Origin of the sequence: Paenibacillus sp. A14, from assembly GCF_036864815.1 — a bacterium.
Taxonomy (GTDB): Bacteria; Bacillota; Bacilli; order Paenibacillales; family Paenibacillaceae; genus Fontibacillus; species Fontibacillus sanfengchensis.
The window spans coordinates 40,821-61,582 of the sequence record NZ_JBAGJD010000001.1 but is presented as its reverse complement, the minus strand read 5'-3'; the positions used below and the strand labels follow the sequence as shown (position 1 = coordinate 61,582).

At 54.0% G+C, this 20,762-nt stretch carries 18 protein-coding genes; 14 read left to right on the top strand and 4 right to left on the bottom strand.

What is annotated here, in order from left to right:
- The first annotated feature begins 28 nt into the window (after positions 1–28).
- The 3 genes from V4U88_RS00320 (at position 29) to V4U88_RS00310 (ending at position 4,568) form a co-directional block, all read left to right on the top strand.
- Positions 29–529, top strand: a complete 501-nt coding sequence (locus V4U88_RS00320; protein WP_334071224.1) for a dihydrofolate reductase — start codon at positions 29–31, stop codon at positions 527–529.
- A gap of 126 nt (positions 530–655) precedes the next feature.
- Positions 656–2,143, top strand: coding sequence for a glutamate synthase subunit beta (locus V4U88_RS00315; RefSeq protein WP_334071223.1), 1,488 nt, complete (start codon positions 656–658; stop codon positions 2,141–2,143).
- Positions 2,144–2,306: 163 nt separating this feature from the next.
- Positions 2,307–4,568: a type IA DNA topoisomerase gene (locus V4U88_RS00310; protein WP_334071222.1), complete on the top strand. Its 2,262-nt coding sequence runs from the start codon at positions 2,307–2,309 to the stop codon at positions 4,566–4,568.
- Positions 4,569–4,619: 51 nt separating this feature from the next.
- Here V4U88_RS00310 and V4U88_RS00305 read toward each other — a convergent pair whose 3' ends face one another.
- Together V4U88_RS00305 and V4U88_RS00300 are read right to left on the bottom strand one after the other, a co-directional pair.
- Positions 4,620–5,399, bottom strand: a complete 780-nt coding sequence (locus tag V4U88_RS00305) for an HAD family hydrolase (protein ID WP_334071221.1) — start codon at positions 5,397–5,399, stop codon at positions 4,620–4,622.
- Between the two features lie 40 nt (positions 5,400–5,439).
- The gene (locus V4U88_RS00300) at positions 5,440–6,354 is read right to left on the bottom strand and encodes a helix-turn-helix domain-containing protein (protein WP_334071220.1); all 915 of its coding nucleotides are present in this window, start codon (positions 6,352–6,354) and stop codon (positions 5,440–5,442) included.
- 76 nt (positions 6,355–6,430) lie between these two features.
- Here V4U88_RS00300 and V4U88_RS00295 point away from each other — a divergent pair, with 76 nt between their 5' ends.
- The 6 genes from V4U88_RS00295 to V4U88_RS00270 are packed head-to-tail and all read left to right on the top strand — an operon-like array spanning position 6,431 to position 11,383.
- Positions 6,431–6,592 carry a hypothetical protein gene (locus V4U88_RS00295; protein ID WP_334071219.1) on the top strand — a complete coding sequence of 54 codons (162 nt, stop codon included), beginning with the start codon at positions 6,431–6,433 and terminating at the stop codon, positions 6,590–6,592.
- Positions 6,593–6,623: 31 nt separating this feature from the next.
- Entirely contained in the window at positions 6,624–7,358 is a 735-nt protein-coding gene (locus V4U88_RS00290; protein ID WP_334071218.1) for a phosphonate ABC transporter ATP-binding protein, read from the top strand.
- Positions 7,355–8,626 carry a hypothetical protein gene (locus V4U88_RS00285; RefSeq protein WP_334071217.1) on the top strand — a complete coding sequence of 424 codons (1,272 nt, stop codon included), beginning with the start codon at positions 7,355–7,357 and terminating at the stop codon, positions 8,624–8,626. Before V4U88_RS00290 ends, V4U88_RS00285 begins: the two co-directional genes overlap by 4 nt.
- Positions 8,627–8,656: 30 nt before the next feature.
- Complete coding sequence (locus tag V4U88_RS00280) at positions 8,657–9,355, top strand: response regulator transcription factor (protein WP_334071216.1); 699 nt, start codon at positions 8,657–8,659, stop codon at positions 9,353–9,355.
- Positions 9,352–10,860 carry a sensor histidine kinase gene (locus V4U88_RS00275; protein WP_334071215.1) on the top strand — a complete coding sequence of 503 codons (1,509 nt, stop codon included), beginning with the start codon at positions 9,352–9,354 and terminating at the stop codon, positions 10,858–10,860. The genes V4U88_RS00280 and V4U88_RS00275 overlap by 4 nt, the downstream gene beginning before the upstream one ends.
- Complete coding sequence (locus V4U88_RS00270) at positions 10,841–11,383, top strand: GNAT family N-acetyltransferase (protein ID WP_334071214.1); 543 nt, start codon at positions 10,841–10,843, stop codon at positions 11,381–11,383. The genes V4U88_RS00275 and V4U88_RS00270 overlap by 20 nt, the downstream gene beginning before the upstream one ends.
- 64 nt (positions 11,384–11,447) lie before the next feature.
- On the opposite strand, the gene V4U88_RS00265 is transcribed toward V4U88_RS00270, so the two are convergent.
- Positions 11,448–12,671 (bottom strand): glucose-1-phosphate adenylyltransferase, encoded by a 1,224-nt coding sequence (locus V4U88_RS00265; RefSeq protein ID WP_334071213.1) that lies wholly within the window; start codon positions 12,669–12,671, stop codon positions 11,448–11,450.
- Positions 12,672–12,860: 189 nt separating this feature from the next.
- On the opposite strand from V4U88_RS00265, the gene glgB reads away from it, so the two are divergent.
- Both glgB and glgA read left to right on the top strand, forming a co-directional pair.
- Positions 12,861–14,798 (top strand): 1,4-alpha-glucan branching protein GlgB, encoded by a 1,938-nt coding sequence (gene glgB / locus V4U88_RS00260; RefSeq protein WP_334071212.1) that lies wholly within the window; start codon positions 12,861–12,863, stop codon positions 14,796–14,798.
- On the top strand, positions 14,795–16,234 hold the full coding sequence (gene glgA, locus V4U88_RS00255; protein WP_334071211.1) for a glycogen synthase GlgA: 1,440 nt from the start codon (positions 14,795–14,797) through the stop codon (positions 16,232–16,234). The genes glgB and glgA overlap by 4 nt, the downstream gene beginning before the upstream one ends.
- Positions 16,235–16,333: 99 nt before the next feature.
- On the opposite strand, the gene V4U88_RS00250 is transcribed toward glgA, so the two are convergent.
- The gene (locus V4U88_RS00250) at positions 16,334–18,079 is read right to left on the bottom strand and encodes an alpha-glycosidase (protein WP_334071210.1); all 1,746 of its coding nucleotides are present in this window, start codon (positions 18,077–18,079) and stop codon (positions 16,334–16,336) included.
- Positions 18,080–18,424: 345 nt separating this feature from the next.
- On the opposite strand from V4U88_RS00250, the gene V4U88_RS00245 reads away from it, so the two are divergent.
- The 3 genes from V4U88_RS00245 (at position 18,425) to V4U88_RS00235 (ending at position 20,736) form a co-directional block, all read left to right on the top strand.
- A complete protein-coding gene (locus V4U88_RS00245) occupies positions 18,425–19,270 on the top strand; it encodes a transporter substrate-binding domain-containing protein (RefSeq protein ID WP_334071209.1) in 846 nt (281 codons plus the stop codon).
- Positions 19,271–19,364: 94 nt separating this feature from the next.
- Positions 19,365–20,027 carry an amino acid ABC transporter permease gene (locus V4U88_RS00240; protein ID WP_334071208.1) on the top strand — a complete coding sequence of 221 codons (663 nt, stop codon included), beginning with the start codon at positions 19,365–19,367 and terminating at the stop codon, positions 20,025–20,027.
- Positions 20,014–20,736 (top strand): amino acid ABC transporter ATP-binding protein, encoded by a 723-nt coding sequence (locus tag V4U88_RS00235; protein ID WP_334071207.1) that lies wholly within the window; start codon positions 20,014–20,016, stop codon positions 20,734–20,736. Before V4U88_RS00240 ends, V4U88_RS00235 begins: the two co-directional genes overlap by 14 nt.
- Positions 20,737–20,762 lie beyond the last annotated feature (26 nt).

Below are 20,762 nucleotides of genomic sequence, written 5' to 3'. Positions count from 1 at the left end.
GAAATCCGAGAGAAAGGGGCCAAGACCGATGGGAATTACACTGATATGGGCGATGTCAAAGAACGGAGCCATCGGCCGCGATAATCAGCTGCCGTGGCGGCTGCCGGCCGACCTGAAGTTTTTTAAAGAGCAGACCACCGGGAAGACGATGGTCATGGGCCGTAAAACCTGGGAGTCGATGGGGAGCAAGCCGCTGCCGAACCGGCGCAGCGTCGTCTTGACCGCGGACCATGCTTACCGGGCGGAAGGGGCGGAAATCGTCCATTCCGTGGAGGAAGCGTTGGAATTCGCCAAAGGGGAAGAGTTGATGGTGATCGGCGGTGCGGGCGTCTTCTCGCATTTTCTTCCGTATGCCGACAAGCTGCTTGTGACCCGGATCGACGAAGAGGTGGAAGGGGATGTTTTTTTTCCGCATTTCGATGGGTCGGAGTTTAGGCTAGTTCAGGAAAAAGAGGGAATTCGTGATGAGAAGAATCCTTACCATTACCGCTTTTTGACTTATGAACGACAAAAGCCTGCTGCGCAATAGTGCAAATTATCATATCAATAATCCATTAATAACGTTTCCCCCGGATGCTAACATCAAGATACACTGAAATGTGAGAGTTTCCCCGCTTTTGGGGACTCTCACAGAAACGGATGGGGGAAGTTTGAGATGTCAACACCAACAGGGTTTATGGAATATAAAAGACAGCTTCCGGCGGACCGGAGCCCGTCCGAACGGGTTCAGGACTGGCAGGAGTTCCATAAGCATATGTCGGAAGAGGAACTCCGGACGCAAGGCGCCCGTTGCATGGATTGCGGCACGCCCTATTGCCACACGGGAATGGATATGACGGGTGGCACTTCCGGCTGTCCGGTGCACAACCTGATTCCGGAGTGGAACAATCTGGTGTATCGCGGCCTTTGGAAGGAAGCGCTGGACCGGCTGCATAAAACGAATAATTTCCCCGAATTTACGGGAAGAATTTGCCCCGCTCCTTGCGAGGGCTCCTGCACGGTAGGTTTAATCGGACAGCCTGTGACGATCAAGACGATCGAGCAAGCGATCATCGATAAAGGCTTCGAGGAAGGCTGGGTCGTGCCCGAGCCTCCGAAGCAGCGTACCGGCCGCCGGGTCGCCGTCGTCGGCTCCGGCCCGGCCGGACTGGCCTGCGCCGCTCAACTCAACAAGGCGGGACATGAAGTCACCGTGTTTGAACGCTCCGACCGTATCGGCGGACTCTTGATGTACGGGATTCCTACGATGAAGCTCGACAAGGCCGTCGTGCAGCGCCGGGTGGACCTGCTTGCGGCGGAAGGCGTAAAGTTCGTCACGAATACGGAAATCGGCAAAGATATTCCGGCCAAGCAGCTCGTGGACGAATTCGATGCGGTGGTGCTCTGCGGAGGAGCGACCAAACCGCGTGAGTTCAATATCGAAGGCAGCAACCTGAACGGTGTGAACTATGCGATGCCGTTCTTGAACGGATCGATCAAGAGCTATCTCGACTCCGGGCTTCAGGACGGCCAGTTTTTGTCGGCGGCAGGCAAGGACGTCATCGTCATCGGCGGCGGGGACACCGGTTCCGACTGCGTGGCGACATCGCTGCGTCACGGCTGCCGCAGTGTCACTCAATTCGGCACGCATGCCAAAGCGCCGCTGGAGCGGGACGTTGTCAACAATCCGTGGCCGCAGTTCCCGAACGTCTATTCCTTGGACTATGCCCAGGAGGAAGCCAAGGCGCTGTTCGGTTCCGACCCGCGCGAGTTCTCCATCATGACGACGAAGTTTGTCGGGGACGAGCAGGGGAATTTGAAGGAGCTGCACACGGTGCAGATCCAGCGTATTGTGGACGAGACGGGACGCAAGATTTACCAGCCGATTCCCGGCACGGAACGAGTGTTTCCGGCTCAGCTCGCGCTGATCGCGATCGGTTTTGACGGTCCGGAGCAGGGGATCGTTGGCGAACTGGGGTTGGAAACGGATCGGCGGTCCAATGTCAAAGCCCGCTACGGCAAGTACAACACCAATGTCGATAAGGTGTTTGCGGCCGGCGATATGCGCCGCGGGCAAAGCCTTGTTGTATGGGCTATTCATGAAGGCCGCGAAGCGGCGCGCGAAGTGGATAAATTCCTGATGGGCGCCACCGTTCTCGCCTAGTTTTTCGAGCTTCCGGTATTCAGCGGACTCCAAAAATATGATATAATAGATTCAGCTACAGGGCTGCGCGGCGCGCGGCCCTTTTTCTTGAGCAGACTTATGAATTCTATTATATTCTGGAAGCATTAACGCTTTGGAAGCTAGGAAAGTGGGGCCCGTACCAATGAAAACGCTCGTTATCGCCGAAAAACCGGACATGGGGCGGACGATCGCCGCGGTCATCGAGCCGCGGGCGAAGAACAACCGGACTTATTTGGAGGGGGAACGCTGCATCATTACCTGGGCGATCGGTCATTTGCTTGGTCTGGCCGAGCCTGACGCCTACGACGACAAATATAAGCGGTGGAATTTCGGCGATTTGCCAATCCTGCCGGAACAATTTAAGATCGTCCCCAACCCGCGGACCAAGGACCAGCTTAAAACGATCGGCGAGCTGGCCAAACGCTGCGACAAAATCGTCAACGCGTGCGATGCGGGGCGGGAGGGGCAGTATATCTTCGCCTTGATCCAGCAACAGTTGAAGCTGACGCAGCCGGTTCAACGGCTTTGGATCTCCGATTTGACGGCGGAGAGCATCGCCCAAGGGTTTGAGAAGCTCCGCGACGGCGCCGAGTTCGAGAATCTGACGCTGGCGGCCCGGGCCCGCAGCGAAGCGGACTGGCTCGTCGGCATGAACGCCTCGCGGGCGTTTACGACGAAGCACCGGACCCTGCTGTCGGTCGGACGCGTACAAACGCCTGTATTGGCGCTGATTTACGACCGCCAGAGGGAAATCGAAAACTTTGATTCGCTGACTTACTACGAAATCAAAGCCAAATTCGAGCAGGGCGATCGCAGGTACACCGGGACTTGGCAGGGGGACCGGCTGACAGATAAGGATCGCGCCGCCTCCATCGCCGATAAGGTTCGCGGAAAGCAAGGCAGGATCGCGGAATACGAAGTGAAGGATACGCGGGAATATCCTTACAGGCTTTACGATTTGACGCTGCTGCAGCGGGAGGCCAACGCCAAATACGGCTATTCGGCCAAAAAAACGCTCGATTTGGCGCAGGCGCTTTATGAGAAACATAAGGTGATCACTTATCCCCGGACGAGCTCCAACTATGTCACGGAGCAAAATATCGACGGCATGCACAAAGCGCTGCACATGCTGAAATCAACGCCTTACAAAGAGCTGGCGGAGGGCGGCAACCCGGGGATCGTGAACGTCAACAACAAGGCGGTTTGCAATCCGTCCCGGGTTGAGGATCACCATGCCATCCTGCCTACGCTGCGCCGTCCGGGGGCGCTGGGGAAAGAGGAGCAGAACATTTACGATCTCGTAGTCCGCCGCTTTCTGTCCCATTTCTATCCCCCGGCGGAATACAAACAGCATACGGTCTTGACGGAAGTTGAAGGAGAAACGTTCAAAACGAATGTCAAGGAACTCCGCTCGCTGGGATGGAAAGTCTGTCTCCCGGGGGAGGACAATGCCGGGAAATCCACCGGACGCGGCAAGAAGCAGGAAGAGGACGAAGAGGCGGAAGAGCTGGTCAGCGAACCGTTTGCGATCGATCGGAACGCGCCGGTCCGGTGCGCCGAGGCCGAAGCCAAGGAGAAAGCGACCCAGCCGCCGAAGGCTTACACCGAAGGGACGCTGCTGAAAGCGATGGAGAGCGCGGGGAAGCAGCTCGAAAATGAGGAGCTTCGCGAAGCGATGAAGGAAGCGGGGCTTGGAACGCCCGCGACGCGGGCAGCTACAATCGAGCGGCTGAAGAAGGTCGGCTACATTACAATGCAGGGCAAACGGATCACGGTCACACAAAAGGGCCGGACGGCGATCGAACTGATCCGCCATGCCGGCGTCGAGCTGCTGACCTCACCGGAGATGACCGGGCATTGGGAGCGCCGTCTGCATCAGATCTCGAAGGGGGAGGCCGCCCGGGAGGCTTTTATGGAGAACGTGAAGCGATTCACCAGTTCGATCATCGAGAAGGTCCGCACCCAGCCGAAGGCGGACGCCTCGTTGTTCGAGCCGGGCGAAGCGGAGAAGGGCAAGCGCGGGCGCGCTGCCGGCGGGAGGAAGACCGCCGCGAAAGACACCGGCGATAAGCCGGCGGCTGCAGCCCGCCGTTCGGCGCCTTCGGGTTCCGGCGCGCTGCAGCCGCTGGCGCCTTGTCCGCGCGAAGGCTGCGGCGGCCAGTTGATCGAAGGCCGCAAAGGATACGGCTGTACGCATTTCAAGCAGGGCTGCGGCTTCGTCATCTGGAAGGAATTCGCTGGCAAGCAAATTTCCCTCCCGATGCTAAACGCTCTGCTGGAAAAGGGCCAGACCCAACTGCTGACCTTCAAGCAACCGGACGGGGAGGTTAAGGCGCGGATCCGGCTTGCGGATCGTTCGACCGGGAAGCTGGAAGTGGAGCGCGCCGCATCGCCAACCGCATAACAAAAGCAGCAACCCGGGACTATTGTTTAACGATTCCGGGTTGCTGCTTTTCTATTTCTTCGAAGAGGCGAAGTTAACCCTCCGCTGGCGAACCGTGACGCTTTCGGCGATAATCGACGGCACTTCCGTCAGGGAGGAGACGGTGTACATCTGCGTGTCCGTCGTCTTTTTCAAATCGATCAAATTGTAGGACCACTCGGTGGGGTGTTTAATGTATATCGAATTAATTCCCGCGGAGAGGGCCGGAGCGATATCGGTACGTAAACTGTTGCCGATCATCCAGGTGTTTTTACGGTCAAAAGTCCGGGACGACAAAATCTCTTCCAGGGCATCGATATTTTTATGCCGACGGATGTAAATCCGGTCCTGAAAGTAATTGGCCAGCTTCATCTGTTCGATCTTGCGTTGTTGGATGACCGTTTCGCCGCCCGTATAAAGATACAGTTCATGCCCTTGGCGCTCAAGCAATTCCAGCGTCAGCTCCATCCCGGGATAAGGTTCGACCTCCTGGTCATAGACGCTCATCCCGAGCTTGAGAAGCTTGTCTTCTTCGGCCAGCCGAATCTCCCGGCCAAGCAGCCGGCAGAAATACCGGTACGTATCAATCAAGGATTGCGGGAAATGGGTGCTGACGAATCCGATTTTCTGGACGCCGGCGACGTCGATTTCGATTTGCTTGCCGCGGACTTCGTCGGCCGAAATCCGCGAATCGCTTAACCAAGAGACGATCAGCCCGGCAAATTCATCGAGAATGCGTTCAAAGTAAATGTTGCAATGCACCAGTGTATCATCCAGGTCAAAAATAAGTTGCTGCCGCAGCGGCAATTTCATCACGGGTCACTCCTTTTGCTAAACGGCAAGAGTTAAACAATTACAGCCGGATATAAGATTCAAGAAACATATTGAGTTCGGAGGTTCCGTCCGGGCGAATGCTGAATTTCTCGGTGTCCCGGTCAACGAGATGCACCCGTAGCAATCCGGCAACGCGGAGCTTCATCAAATGATGCATCAAGTGCTCTTCGGTTTCCTGCAATTCCTCCATCATCTCGGGCAGCGATTTCGGCCGGTTCGCCACGTATCGAAGAAGACGGAGGCGCTCCGGTTTGGCCAGGGCTCGGGTAAAGCGCAGTAAGCTGATCGGCGGCTCGTCCTCGTCAAGCTCGGGCAAATCGAGCGGATATTGAATCAGCAGCCTGCGTTCATAGAAACAGTATGTATTAATCGGCCGAAAATGAATCGAGGGAATTAAAACGACATGGTCGATCGGCAACTCCGGTTCGAGAACCAAACCGCCGGAAGCGTATTCCACCAAGGCGTCGGGATCCATTTTTCGGACCAGGGCGCGCTTCTCGGCGGCGTCTTCCTCCAGCAAGTCTACATACTGCGCTTCGATCGGCTGAAAATACACCTCGTGCCAAATCCGTATCGGAGCGGCATATTGGCGCAGCCGCGCAATATCCCGGCCGGTTACGGCGGGGACATAGGCGCTGAGCTTGTGCAGCAGAAGCTCTTCATCGGCGGAGGCAAGCGTTTCGAGATAACGCTCGATCCCTTGATCGGGATGATGTTCGATAGCCAGGGCATACAGCAGATCATAATCGGAAAACGGCCGCCGGGCCGCCGCCTCAAACGCTGAACGCTGCGTCTCGTCCAACCGGGATTCGATGTCGGCAATCCACTCGGGCCCGATATCGAGATTGTTTACCCATTTTTGCGTCGTATATATCATAAAGCCGCTCAGAAGCTCGTACACGGGAGATACGTCGATTTTCACGTCATAAAACATGACAAGCCCTCCTCTATATCAATGCACACAATTTCATTATGGCTTGTTGTAGCAGGGCTTGTCTACTATAATGTTTATGGACGATTTATTGAAAGCGGTCCATCGCTTTCAATTAACTAGCAAACTTGCCATTATGCGGAAGGTCGCCGGGATACCAGCGATTTTCTTCTTTTTTGTCGGCAAATATGAACAGGCTGTAATGGATTTTCATGAACAATTCCAATACACTAAAGAATAGAAGCAGGAATATCCAAAGGAGAATCGGACTTATGATCAATGTAAACCGTTTGAATAAATCGGTGGATGGCCGTAAGAAGCAAGTACTTCGCGAGGTAAGCGCCCGGTTTGAGCAAGGGGAGATGATCGGCGTGGTGGGACCGAGCGGAAGCGGGAAGAGCACTTTGCTGCGCTGCCTTGCCCTGCGCGAGAAATGGGACGGCGGCGAATACACCTGGGATGGAGAAACCGTGATCCGCGGAGGCGGAAGCGGCTCGCAGAAATACCGCTCACGCTGCGCGTATCTGGAACAAAATCCGTCGCTCTACCCCGAGAAGACGGCGCTCAAAAACGTGCTGATCGGACAAGCCGGACAGACTCCGCTGGTCAGACGGCTTACGGGCATGGTCCGCTCGGACGATTACATGGGCGCTATGGACGAACTGGAGAAGTTCGGCCTGCTGGATAAGGCCCATGTGAAGGCCGGCAAATTGAGCGGCGGCGAACGCCAGCGGGTCGCCATCTGCCGCGCGCTGGTGCATGGGGCCGGATTTATCGCGGCGGACGAGCCGGTCGTCGGCCTGGACCCGCAATCGGCGGAGCGCGTCCTGACGACGCTGCGCACGCTTTGCGCCGAACAAGGGAAAATCGTCGTCGCCGCTCTGCCGATGGAGCTCGCGGAACGTTATTGTTCGAGAATTTGGGGACTCTATGAAGGAGAGCTTAAGCTCGATATCTCGGGTAGACGACTGACCGGAGAAGAGAAACGGTCCATCGACCTAGTATGAAGAGAGTGATGATTTTGCTTTTGAATCGGTGGCTTGCGATGTTGGCCGGGGGTATGATCATGATGGCCCTTAGCGGCTGCACCATAATTAAAGATCCGAAGTCGCTGATGGAGACGCCGCAGTTGACCTCGGACCGGGAATCGCTGATGAGCGTGATCAACAAGGAAATCAAAGGGGCCCAGCCAATCCGCCCCCGCGATGTCAGCGACATCAGCTCGGTCCGTACGCCCGATTTGGATAACGACGGGGTGAAGGAAGCGATCGTCTTCTATGAAACGCCGGACGAAGCGGTGCGGATTCACGGGTTGATCCTGGAGCAGCAAGGGGACACGTGGGAGCCGAGAGTCAAATTTGACGGCGAGGGCCAGGTGCTGGAAACGTTTCAACTGCGGGATATTACCGGCGACGGCCATTTGGAGATTATCGCCGGATTTTCCAGCGGGGAAGAGGATCCGCAGCGGGGATTGACGGTATATACGTATAACGGGAGCGATGTGGAGAACATCCTTACGCTGCCCTACAATGATTTTCTCATCGACGATTTGAATCAGGACGGTCAACTGGATTTGACGGTCGTTACCTTGAAGCGGGACCAGAACGCCATGGTCACCGTGTACCAATACGACGGTTCTTTCAATGAGCTTAGCCATATCCAGCTGGACGATCCGATCCGGGAGTATTACAACACAGTCAGCGGCAACATCACGCCCAAGCTGAAGGGGATCGTGCTGGACGCCGCCTTCGGCACGCACTATGCGTATTCCCACATGATCGCCATGAAGGACGGAAATTTGGTCGATTTGCTGCCGTCCCAGGACGCCACCTTTAAGAATTATCCCGTCCTCAGCGGAGACGTGGACGGGGATGGAATTCTGGAGGTCGGCCGCTCCGAAAAGCCGAAGGGCTGGGAGAATCGCCCTTATGACGATATCCCCTTGTTTTCTTTTTATCAATGGGAGGAAGAGAAGGGTCTGAAATTTGTGCTCCAGCAATATATGGATTTAGCGGGCCGCTTCTACTTTAATTTTCCGAAGGACTGGTGGGGGAATGTGACGATCGATCCGAAATCGAACCAGAATGAGCACCTGTGGTTCACCCGGATCGATACCGGCGAAGTCGTCGCGGAAATTTCCTTCTTCACGTTGTCCGAATGGGAGAACCACAAAGAGGACTGGGAGCTGCTGGCCAGGGATAATGATAAGGTGATCGGCTTTTTGAGCCACACCGATGTGAAACTCAATAAAGGCGAGAAAGAAATCAAGCGCTAATGTTTTGCGAAGTTGAGGGAGGAGACCAAGTTGAGCAAAGTTTTGATATTGGAAGATGAGGAGTCAATCCGCAGTTTTATCGTCATTAATTTGAAGCGCAACGGCTTCGAGGTATTGGAGGCGGCCGACGGCAACGAGGCGCTGGGCAAACTGCAAAGCGTGCCGGATATCGACATCGCCCTGCTCGATGTCATGGTTCCGGGAATCGACGGGTTCGAGGTATGTCGGAGAGTCCGTGAAACGAACGAGCGGATCGGCATTATCTTTTTAACTGCCAAGGTGCAGGAACAGGATAAGGTATACGCCCTGTCGGTCGGAGCGGACGATCATGTGAGCAAGCCTTTTAGTCCCACCGAGTTGATCGCCCGGATTCAATCGCTGCTGCGAAGAGTCAACGTATACCGGGAAAGCAGCGCCAAAGTTTCTTTCACCTCGGGGCCGTTCACCCTGGACCTCATCTCCAAGCAGTTCAAAAAGAACGGCCAGTTGATCGAGCTTACGCCTACAGAATTCTCGCTGATCCAGTATTTCCTGGAGCAGGAGAATACGCCGCTTAGCCGCGACTTGCTGCTTGACCATGTCTGGGGCAAGGAATATATGGGAGACCCGAAGATTGTGGACGTGAATATCCGCAGACTCCGGCAAAAAATTGAGAGCAATCCTTCCGAGCCGGCGTTCCTGCAGACCGTGTGGGGACACGGCTATAAGTGGAAAGGCGAGGGACAATGATCAAGAAAGGCATCGGCCGGCAAATTGTAATGCAGTATTTTATCGTCGTATTCGTGACCCTGTTTATGGTGGAGGTTATTTTTTCCCTGGCCATTCGGGTTTATTATTACGACACGATTTATAACCATATGTCCACGCATTCCACGTGGGCTTCCGACTTTTTTCAAAAGTTCGTCCGGCTCAGCTCGGAACGGGATCCCGCTTATTTCACCGAAATGCTGCGCACGTTTGAACTGGACAACACGGAATTGATGATCCTGAACCGCAAAGGCGAGGTCCAGGCCAGCAGCAATATGTTTCAGGCGGACAAGGCGATCCAGACGAGTGATGTGATGCAGGCGGCGGCCGGAAACGTAGGCAAATGGGTGGGGCGGCAAACGTCGACCGGCGAGATGGTCATGGCCGTCTCGACCCCGCTGCTGGAGCGGGGCGAGAATCGGTACATCGTCCGTTTCGTTACCTCCCTGGAAGCCGTGAACGCCAACCTGATGAAGCTGACGTTGTTTTCCGCCGCCGTATGTCTGGCCGTCCTGGCTCTCGTCACCCTGTTCAGCATCGGTCTGGCCAACTCGATCGTGAGGCCGATTAACAACATTCGCGCCGTTTCGGCGCAGATGGCCAAGGGCAAATTCGATGCGCGGATCAAAGGGGATTACAGGTACGAGCTGGGGGAACTGGCGGCGACGCTAAACTACATGGCGCAGGAAATCGTCCGCAGCAACGAGGTCAAGGACGATTTCATTTCTTCGATCTCCCATGAGCTCCGCACGCCGCTGACGGGGATCAAGGGCTGGAGTGAGACCTTGACGCTCGGCGGTTTCGATCCTGAGGAAACGAAGATCGGTATGGGCATCATCGCCAAAGAGACGGATCGGCTGATCGGCCTGGTGGAGGAAATGCTTGACTTTTCCAAGCTGCAGCGGAACGAGATGAAGCTGGTGGTTGGACAGGTTAATTTGAAGGAACTGCTGCAGGAGACGATGTTGAACGTTTGGGCGAAAGCCGAGCAGAAGGGAATTAAAATCAAACTGGAGGATCGCACGACCCAGCCTGTCACCGTCATCGGCGACGGGAACCGGCTGAAACAGGTTTTTCTCAATCTGGTCGATAACGCGATTAAGTTCTCGGACGAGAACAGCTGGATTCACCTTGTCATCAGCCGGACCGAGCCGGGGTATGTCCTCGTGGAGGTTGTCGATACCGGGATCGGCATCAGCGAAGAGCATTTGAACAGAGTAAAGGACCGGTTTTTTCAGGTCAACCATCAAGGGGGCGGGACCGGGCTTGGCCTGGCGATTACCCAGCAACTGGTCGACTTGCATCACGGAACGATGGATCTGCATAGTGAGCTGGGCGTAGGTACGACGGTATCGGTGAAATTGCCGCTCTCGGAGGAAGAGAACGGGAACGGAACCGAGCCAGGCGCCTCGGAAGCTGATGAAGAACCATCAGAGCCGGGCTTGGATGAAACGGGGGGAGAGAAGAATGGCGAAACGACGGGGTGAGCTTGCTTCGTCCGCGGGCACTTTTGAAGTCGCGCTGGCCGAACCCGCAGATGCCGAAACGGTTCGGATTCTGCTGACGGAAGCGGCCGAGTGGATGCGGGCCAACGGGATTGGGCAATGGTCGCCCGAACAATTTACCGAGGAAGTGATCGCCTCTTATTTTGCCGGTCGGGAAATTTATATGATACTTACCGAGACCGGACCGGCCGGCATGTTTACCCTGCAGGCTGGCGACCCGGATTATTGGGGCGCGCTGAATGACGAGGCATACAATTACCTTCACCGCTTAACGGTACGTCCGTATTTCCGGGGGCGGGCCTTGGGAAAGGAAATGATCTACTGGGCGGCCAAGCACAGCCGGGAAACGGGGCGAAAAGGCTTAAGGTTTGATTGCTGGGACCAAAACCGCAAACTGAATCCTTACTACCGCGAGCTCGGGATGGAGGAGAAGGGGATCGGCCGCCTCAACGGAAGACAGTATATTTTGTATGAAATGAACGGGGAACTGTTTCAAACCTTGTGACTTACCCCAAAAAAAGGCGCCCGTCAATCAAAATTGACGGACGCCTTTTTCGCTGCAAAACCGATTAAGAGGACAAACCTTCCGCGCGAAGCCGGGCAGTTTTGTCGTAAACTTCCTTGAGCAGACGGGCAGGTTGAGGACGGAGCGCAGGTTTCGCCACCACCGTCTCATAAGGCCCCACAACCATAATCTCCTCGGCCGTCCCTTTAATGACGGCACCATCGTGGATCACCGCGCCTTCACCGATAATGGCCCGCTCGATATGCGCGTTGCGTCCGATTTGGGCGTTCGGCATGACGACGCTGTCCTTGATCTTTGTAAAACGGCCAATCTCCACGCCGCCAAAAATGACGGAACGCTCTGATGCGCCATCCAGGCTGCAGCAATCATGGATCAGCGAACTTTTCGCCTGGATGCTGCGGTTTTTAAACGGTCGGGGCTTCGATCTCCATTGTTCCCGCGTGTACATCGGCCAAGCTTCATTGATCAACTGCCAGTCTGAATCCTTGGCCAGCAGATCCATGTGCGCTTCCCACAAGCTTTGCACGGTGCCCACATCCCGCCAGTAGCCTTTAAACTCGTAGGCGTGAAGCGGACGATCTCCGGCCAGCATTTTCGGAATAACATCTTTACCGAAGTCATGGCTCGAATTCTCGTCTATGGCGTCCTCAATAAGATGTTGCTTCAGATAATCCCATTTGAAGAGGTAGATCCCCATGGATGCCAAATTGCTGGGCGGATTTTGCGGTTTTTCGGCAAACTCGGTAATCCGGAATTGCTCATCCGTGGACATGACGCCAAAACGGTGGGCTTCTTCCCATGGCACCGGCATCACGGAAATGGTGGCGCAAGCGTCCGATGACGCATGAAACTCCAGCATTTCGCGATAATCCATGTGATAAATGTGGTCACCGGACAGGATCAGCACATTTTCCGGCGCGTGGCTGTCCACGTAGGCGATATTTTTAAAGATGGCATCCGCAGTTCCGGCGTATTCCTCAACACCAGCACTGTAGGAGGGGAGCAAAGAAATTCCGTTGTTTTCCGATCGCGGCAGTTTCCAGGCTTCTCCTTCTCCAATATGTTCATGAAGGGACTCTGCTTCATATTGAGTAAGTACACCGATTGTGTCGATTCCCGAATTTACGCAATTGCTGAGAGGAAAATCGATGATCCGATAATGTCCGCCAAAGGGTACTGCGGGTTTCGCAAGCCTGGACGTAAGTGGCGACAAACGTCTGCCTTCCCCTCCGGCCAACAGCATTGCAATACAGTCTTTCTTTTTCATTTCGTTTCCCTCCCGTAAGGTTTCGTCTGTGTAGTACATACATAAACGAGATATAATGTAGTTGAAACTAGAATTATGGAAAACAACAGAAAATATTACATATATTTTTTCAGGCATGTTTTTTCTGTTCCATTCGAAGGAGAATTGGGTAAATAGTTAATTGGAATTCTACATAAAGCAGGTGATCAATTGACGGAACCCGTGAAAACACAGGACATTTCCGAGACGGACATTTACTTGTTTCATGAAGGAACGCTGTATCGCAGTTACCGTACGTTTGGCGCGCACGTCACGGAAGAGGACGGCCGCCGGGGAGTCCGTTTTACCGTTTGGGCACCGGGCGCGCGCCGGGTTTCCCTCGCCACCGATTGGAACGGCTGGAACGGGGACAATGATGTGTTATATAGGATACCCGATTCAGGAATTTGGACTCGCTTTTTCCCGGGTGTTGCGGAAGGAACTTTTTACAAATATGACATTACGGGACCGGACGGGGGCCGATTCCTGAAAGCCGATCCTTACGCTTTCTGCGCGGAGGTCCGGCCGGCGACCGCCTCGGTGGTGAAATCGCTGGACGGCTACCCTTGGAGAGACGGGGCTTGGCGCCGAAAGAAACGGGCCTTGTATCACAAGGCGCTGAACATTTATGAGCTGCATTTCGGCACCTGGAGGCAAAAGGCGGACGGCAGCTTCTATACTTACCGGGAAATGGCCGACCTGCTCATTCCTTACGTCAAAACAATGGGATATACCCATATTGAGATCATGCCTCTCACCGAGCATCCTTATGATTTATCCTGGGGATATCAAGCGACCGGATACTACGCTCCGACCAGTCGCTATGGGGAGCCGAAGGATTTAATGGAATTCGTCGACCGGTGCCATGAGGCGGATCTCGGCGTGCTTCTGGATTGGGTTCCGGGTCACTTTACAAAGGATGCCCACGGCCTGCGCCGGTTTGACGGTACGCCCTTGTTTGAATATGCCGATCCGTTAAAGGCGGAAAAACCGGGATGGGGGACGCTCAGCTTTGATTTCGGAAAGCCCGAAGTCCGGTCGTTCTTGATCTCCAATGCCCTGTACTGGATGGACGTGTATCATTTTGACGGTCTGCGGGTCGATGCCGTGACGAGTATGCTGCGGCTCGATTTTGAGAAGCCTTCGGGACAATATGTACAAAATGAGCACGGGGGTATTGAGAATCTGGAAGCGGTGGCTTTTCTGCGACAGTTGAATGAGACGGTATTCCACTATTATCCGCATGCTTTGATGATGGCGGAGGAGTCCAGTGCCTGGCCGCTCGTGACCGCGCCGGTTCATGAAGGCGGACTGGGGTTCAATTACAAATGGAATATGGGCTGGATGAACGATACGCTGAAATATATGGAAACCCCGTTCGCCGAACGGCCCAACCGGCATCATCTCCTGACATTCCCCATATGTTATGCCTATTCGGAGAATTTTGCTCTTCCTCTGTCGCATGACGAAGTGGTCCACGGCAAAAAATCGCTGCTGGATAAAATGCCGGGGACCTATGAGGAGAAGTTTGCCGGACTAAGGCTGCTGCTGGGTTACCAGATGACCTCGCCGGGCAAAAAGCTGCTGTTCATGGGCGGCGAGTTCGGGCAGTTTATCGAATGGCGCGACCAAGGGGAGCTGGACTGGTTCCTTCTGGATTATGACTCGCATCGCGGCATCCAGGCTTACACGGCGGCGCTTAACCGGCTGTACCTCGAGGAACCGGCGTTATGGGAGCTGGACCACACCTACGACGGATACCGGTGGATCAATGCGGATGATGCCAACCAGAGCGTGATCTGTTACCTGCGCAAAGGAAAAAAAATGAAGGATACGCTGCTGGTTATCGTCAATTTTCAGCCGGTGGCGCGCGAGAATTACCGCATCGGTGTACCGCGTGCGGGGGTTTACGAAGAAATCTTCAACTCGGAGCATCCGGCTTACCGCGGAATCGACAGTACGGGCGGCAAAGCCAAACGGGTGCCAAGTGAAAAAATCCCCTGGCATCAGCAGAACGACAGCATTGAAATACCGCTGCCTGGGCTAAGCCTATCGATTTGGAAAAAGTCCGCTATCCAAGCGGCCCCGCAAAGGAGGAAGAAAAAATGAAGATCTTGTTCGCGGCCGCAGAAGCGGCGCCTTTCATCAAAACGGGCGGCCTGGCCGACGTCATCGGCGCGCTTCCGAAAGCCCTAAAGCTGGCAGGTCATGACGTGCGGATTGTGCTGCCCAAGTACAAAGATATTCCCGCCGCTTATACGGACGCCCTGCAGCATTTGGGAGAGACCGAGGTGCCGGTCGGATGGCGCCGGCAATATGGCGGGATCGAATATCTCGTCTGGGATGGAATTCCGGTTTATTTGATCGACAACGAATACTATTTCCGGCGGGACGGCGTATACGGGTATGGGGACGACGGCGAACGGTTCGCCTTTTTGAACCGGGCCGTTCTCGAGATTCTGCCGGTTATCGATTTCATCCCCGATGTGCTGCACTGCCATGATTGGCACACGGCGATGATCCCGCTGCTGCTGAAGGAACACTTTGGACATAACTCGATTTATGCAGGCATCCGGACGGTGTTCACGATTCACAATCTGTTGTACCAGGGCATATTTCCGTATGAGGTGCTTGGTGATTTATTGGGTTTGCCCTCTTCGTATTTTACGGCGGACGGGGTGGAATACTACGGCAATGTGAGTTTTATGAAAGCCGGTCTGGTGTTTGCCGATCATGTCACAACCGTCAGTCCAACCTATGCCTCGGAAATCCGGACCGAGCATTACGGTTATGGGCTCGACGGCCTGCTTCGCTCCTTGGGCAACCGCCTGTCGGGGATCGTCAACGGGATTGACGTCAAGCTGTACAATCCGTCGACCGACCCGGAAATCGCCGTGCGTTACCGCAAGAGTCTAAGCAAAAAACGCGAGAACAAAGTCGCATTGCAAAAGGAGCTGGGTCTTCCCGTGGCTTCCGGCGTACCGCTGGTCGGAATGATCACGCGTTTGGTGGAGCCGAAAGGTCTGGATCTAATTGCCCGGATCATGGACGAATGGCTGCATTTTGACGAGGTGCAATTTGTGGTACTCGGCACGGGGGATCGCGCCTATGAAGACTGGTTCAAGGAAGCGGCTTACCGTCATCCGGATAAATTGTCCGTGAATATCCGGTTCAATGACGGATTGTCCCGGCGGATTTACGCGGGCAGCGATCTGTTTCTGATGCCCTCGAGATTCGAGCCGTGCGGAATCAGCCAGCTTCTGGCGCTGCGGTACGGCAGTATCCCGGTGGTCCGGGAAACGGGCGGTCTAAACGACACGGTTCAGGCATACAATGAGTTTACGGGCGAAGGGAACGGGTTCAGTTTTGCGAACTTCAACGCGCATGATCTGCTTTATACGATTCGCAGAGCAGTGTCGTTTTATCACCAGCCTGACGAGTGGAAAAAAATAGCCGCGAACGCGTTTGCCGGAGATTACAGCTGGAGCCGGTCCGCAGGCCAGTATGAAGAGATCTATCGGCGGATTACGGGGACAGAACGCTGATATGACCGAATGCAAAAAAAGCGGGAGTCAAGGGAGGGGGCCCTCCCTGATTATCGCTTTTTTCTCATTCGGAAGTGAAGAGGATCAGCTTCGCCGCAATTACTTCAACTGCCGGTACAAGATGCGAAACCCGTAAGGATCAAGGCCGATGTGCATGACGCCGTCCTTCGGTTTGACTCTTTCCTGGGACAGAGCGTCGCGCCAGTCGTCGGTCTCCATCGGGTGGGACAGCGTACGGTACTTCCCGGTATTGTTCATCCAGACGGTAAAATGCATATGCTCGTCCATCCGTTCGTAAACGATGCACGGATCGTTGACGTTCGCCTGCAGGAAGCGGAAGCGGCCCTGGCGGAGCGCGTCATGCTGACGGCGAAGCTCGATCATCATCTTATAAAAATCGTACAGCTCCCGATCCTGTTTGGCGGGGTCCCACTCCATGCATTTTCGGCAATCGGGGTCGCCGCCCCCCGTAATTCCGACCTCATCGCCGTAAAAAATGCAAGGTGTCCCGATATACGTAAACAGGAATACGACGCAAAGCTTCAGCTTGCGCTTATCGCCTCCGACACGGGTCAGCAGTCTCGGCGTGTCATGGCTGCATAACATGTTGAACACGACTTCGTTGGTTTGCTGCGGGTAGCGCATAATCAGCGCGCCCATCTCATTGGAAAAGTTGTAGCCGTCCATCCCCCCGTTAAAAAACTCCAGTACCTTATCCGCAAACGGATAGTTCATCACGGAATCGAATTGGTCGCCTAACAGCCAGGTCAGGGAGTCGCTCCAAACCTCTCCGATGATATAGGCTTCGGGGTTGGCGCTCTTCACAACCTGCCGGAAATCGCGCCAAAAGTGATGGTCGACTTCGTTGGCCACATCGAGCCGCCAGCCGTCCAGCTTGATTTCGCGGATCCAGTACTCCGCCACGCCAAGCAAGTATTCCTTGACCTCCGGGTTCGCGGTATTGAATTTGGGCATGTTACCGAAGAAGCCGAACGTATCGTAGGTTGGGATGCCGTTTTTGATCCGGACGGGAAACTCGTTGATATGAAACCAGTCCGCATATCTGGAGTTCGCGCCGTTTTTCAGTACGTCCTGGAAGGGCGGGAACTGTTCCCCGCAATGATTGAACACGGCGTCAAGCACTACCCGGATACCGCGGCTGTGGCAGGCCTCCACGACTTGCTTCAATAACTCGTTATCGCCAAAATGCGGATCCACTTGCTTGTAATCCACCGTATCGTACTTGTGGTTGGAAGGAGAGACGAAGAGCGGAGTGAAGTAAATCGCGTTGATGCCCAAATCGGTCAAATCGTCAAGATGATCGAGAACGCCCTTCAGATCGCCGCCAAAAAAACTCTCCCCTGTCGGCTGTCCGCCCCACGGTAACGTATGTTCCGGATCATTGGCCGGATCCCCGTTGGCGAACCGCTCGGGCATGATTTGATAGAAGACGGCCTTCTTGGCCCATTCGGGAACCTTGAACACATCGATGTCATGAATATACGGGAATTCATACAATTCGCCCGGCGGGGTAGGTCCGTCATGGGAAATCCCCGTGTCCATCATGTAGACCGTTTCGGTTCCGGCCGTCAATTTGAAAGCATAGGATAAGCGTTTGAATTTCGGTTTGACCGCAACCTCCCAATAGTCGAACATATGATCGTGTGCGGCTTTTTCCATAGGGATTTCAAGGTAGGTTCCGTCCCAATCATATTTGTCACCCGTCATCGCATATACATTTTCTACATCATCGCGCTTGGTTCTTACCCGCAAATGGATCGTAGCGGAATCATAGGCATAGGCCCATTTATCACGCGGCACATGGTATAATGCCTCCAACAGCATTAGGGCCACCTCCTAATAATTGCTTGGATTTTCAAATCGGGTTTTCCGCTAATTAATAACCAAATGAGGCCTGACATGAACCATTATTCCCAACCTTTACCCTTGTATGAATGAGAGCGGCCATCGGTCATAATATTTCGGAACGCGAGACATGATACTATAGGACGGCTTGTCGAATTGACCGACGTTATATTTTTGAAAGCAAAAATACCTATTTCATGCGGGTTTTCTTGAAACCTTCATGAAAAGGACAAAATTAGCTTTGCATATATATGCATATTGATTTATAATTAGCCCATTAAAACGATTCGCTAAACATTTATTTTACCGACGGGAGAGAGACAGATGAGAAAATGGGGTATTTTAATTGTAGCACTTATGATGGTGAGCGTACTTGCCGCTTGCGGACAAAATAAGAACAGCGGCGCGGGAAATGCGCCCGCGAAACAAGGCAGCGCGGCTGAAGCCAATCAGGGAACTGCTGGCGGCGGAAACGCCAAAAAGCTGATCGTTGGGATGAGCGCGGATTTCCCTCCTTACGAATTCCATCTTAAGAACGAGAAGGGTGAGGACGAAATCGTCGGTTTCGACGTGGAAATCGCCAAAGAGATCGCCAAGGACGTTGGGGCCGAGCTGGAAATCAAGGATATGAGATTCGACTCGCTGTTGAACGAACTGGAAAGCGGACGTGTGGATCTCGTTATTTCGGGACTCAGCCCGAAGCCGGAACGAGCGAAGCAGATCGATATGTCCCAGATTTATTACAAGGCGGAGCAAGCGATTGTATCGCTTACGGAAAACAAAGATAAATACGCTACTATGGAATCACTGGAAGGCTTGAAAATCGGCGTGCAAACCAGTTCGATCCAGGAAGATATGGCCAAGACGGTAAAAGGCGCCAAGCTGACTTCTCTGGCCAAAATTTCCGATATTATTATGCAGTTGAAATCCGGACGAGTGGATATAGCGATTTTGGAAGGCCCGGTTGCCGAATCGTTTGTCAAGAACGTCGACGGCCTTAGCATTACGGATGCCAAACCGGTAACGGAAGATGAAGGGTATGTAGTCGGTGTCAAAAAAGGCAACAAGGAAATGCTCGACCAGGTGAACACGACGCTGGACCGACTGCTCAAAGACGGTTCGATCGACAAGTTCGTAACGGAAGCAAGCGCGCTTGCCGAGAAGAAATAAGCGCGGATCGAGTTTGCAGAAAATAGCGGATCTCTTTCGCTATTTTCTGTTTTTTTGTGAAGGACTGAGGTAAACTAGGAGGAATGATGGGAACATGGATTTTTTTACAATGTTTTGGGAGTATCGCAGCTTTTTCTTAATCGGGTTGCTTTATACCTTGCAACTGGCGGCTCTCGGCGTTCTGTTCGGATTTGTACTGGGTCTTATTATCACGCTCTTGCGGATGGCCCCTTGGGGGATTCTCCGGTTCATCGGGCATGCCTGGGTTGAATTTTTGCGGGGCACACCGATGCTTGTCCAGCTTTTCATTATTCATTACGGTTTTGCCAACGCGTTCGATCTTAATTTCACTCCGATCCAGTCGGGAGCCATTACGCTCTCCATCAACAGTTCCGCTTATCTGGCCGAAATTTTTCGGGCCGGGATCCAGGGAGTGGACCGGGGGCAGGGCGAAGCGGCGCGTTCTTTGGGGATGACGCGGGGGATGTCGCTGCGCTTCATCATCATTCCGCAGGCAATCAAATCGGTGCTTCCCGCGATCGGGAACGAGTTCGTCACCATTATCAAAGAGTCTTCGATCGTTTCGTTTATCGGCATCACGGAGCTTATGTTCCAATCCGGAGCTGTCGTTGGGATTACCTATGACGGAATGACGCCGTATCTGATCGTTGCGGTGATGTACTTTATTTTGACATTTACACTTTCCCGCATTCTGGGGTTGTTCGAAAGGAAGTTGAAAGCCAGTGATCACCGTTAAAAATTTGCATAAGAAGTTCGGCCAGCTTCATATTTTGAAGGGCATTGATCTTGAAATTTCCAAGGGTGAGGTTGTTGTCGTCATCGGACCGAGCGGCTCGGGCAAAAGTACGTTTCTTCGCTGTCTGAACCGGCTGGAAGAGCCGACCGAAGGCGAAATTACGTTCGAAGGCAAATCCATTACCGCCAGGGGGCATAACATTAATCAAACCCGGGAAAAGATGGGCATGGTGTTTCAACAATTCAATTTGTTCCCGCACAAATCGGTTATCGACAATATTACGTTGGCTCCCATCCGGGTGAAGAAGATGGACAAAGCGCGCGCGGTATCGCTGGCGGTGGAGCTGCTGCGAACGGTCGGACTGGAGGACAAACTCAATGCGTACCCTACCCAACTGTCCGGTGGACAGAAGCAGCGCATTGCCATTGCGCGGGCCTTGGCCATGGAACCGCACGTCATGCTGTTCGACGAGCCTACCTCCGCGCTCGATCCGGAGATGGTCGGCGAAGTGCTTGACGTTATGAAGAAGCTCGCCGATAAGGGCATGACCATGGTTATAGTCACGCACGAAATGGGCTTCGCCCGCGAGGTAGGCGACCGGATCATATTCATGGATCAGGGGCAGATCGTGGAGCAGGGGAGCCCTCAGGAAGTGTTTGGCGCACCGAAACATCAGCGTACTCAGGATTTTCTAAGCAAGGTGTTGTAAATCTTATACAGCCTAAAAAGAGGCGG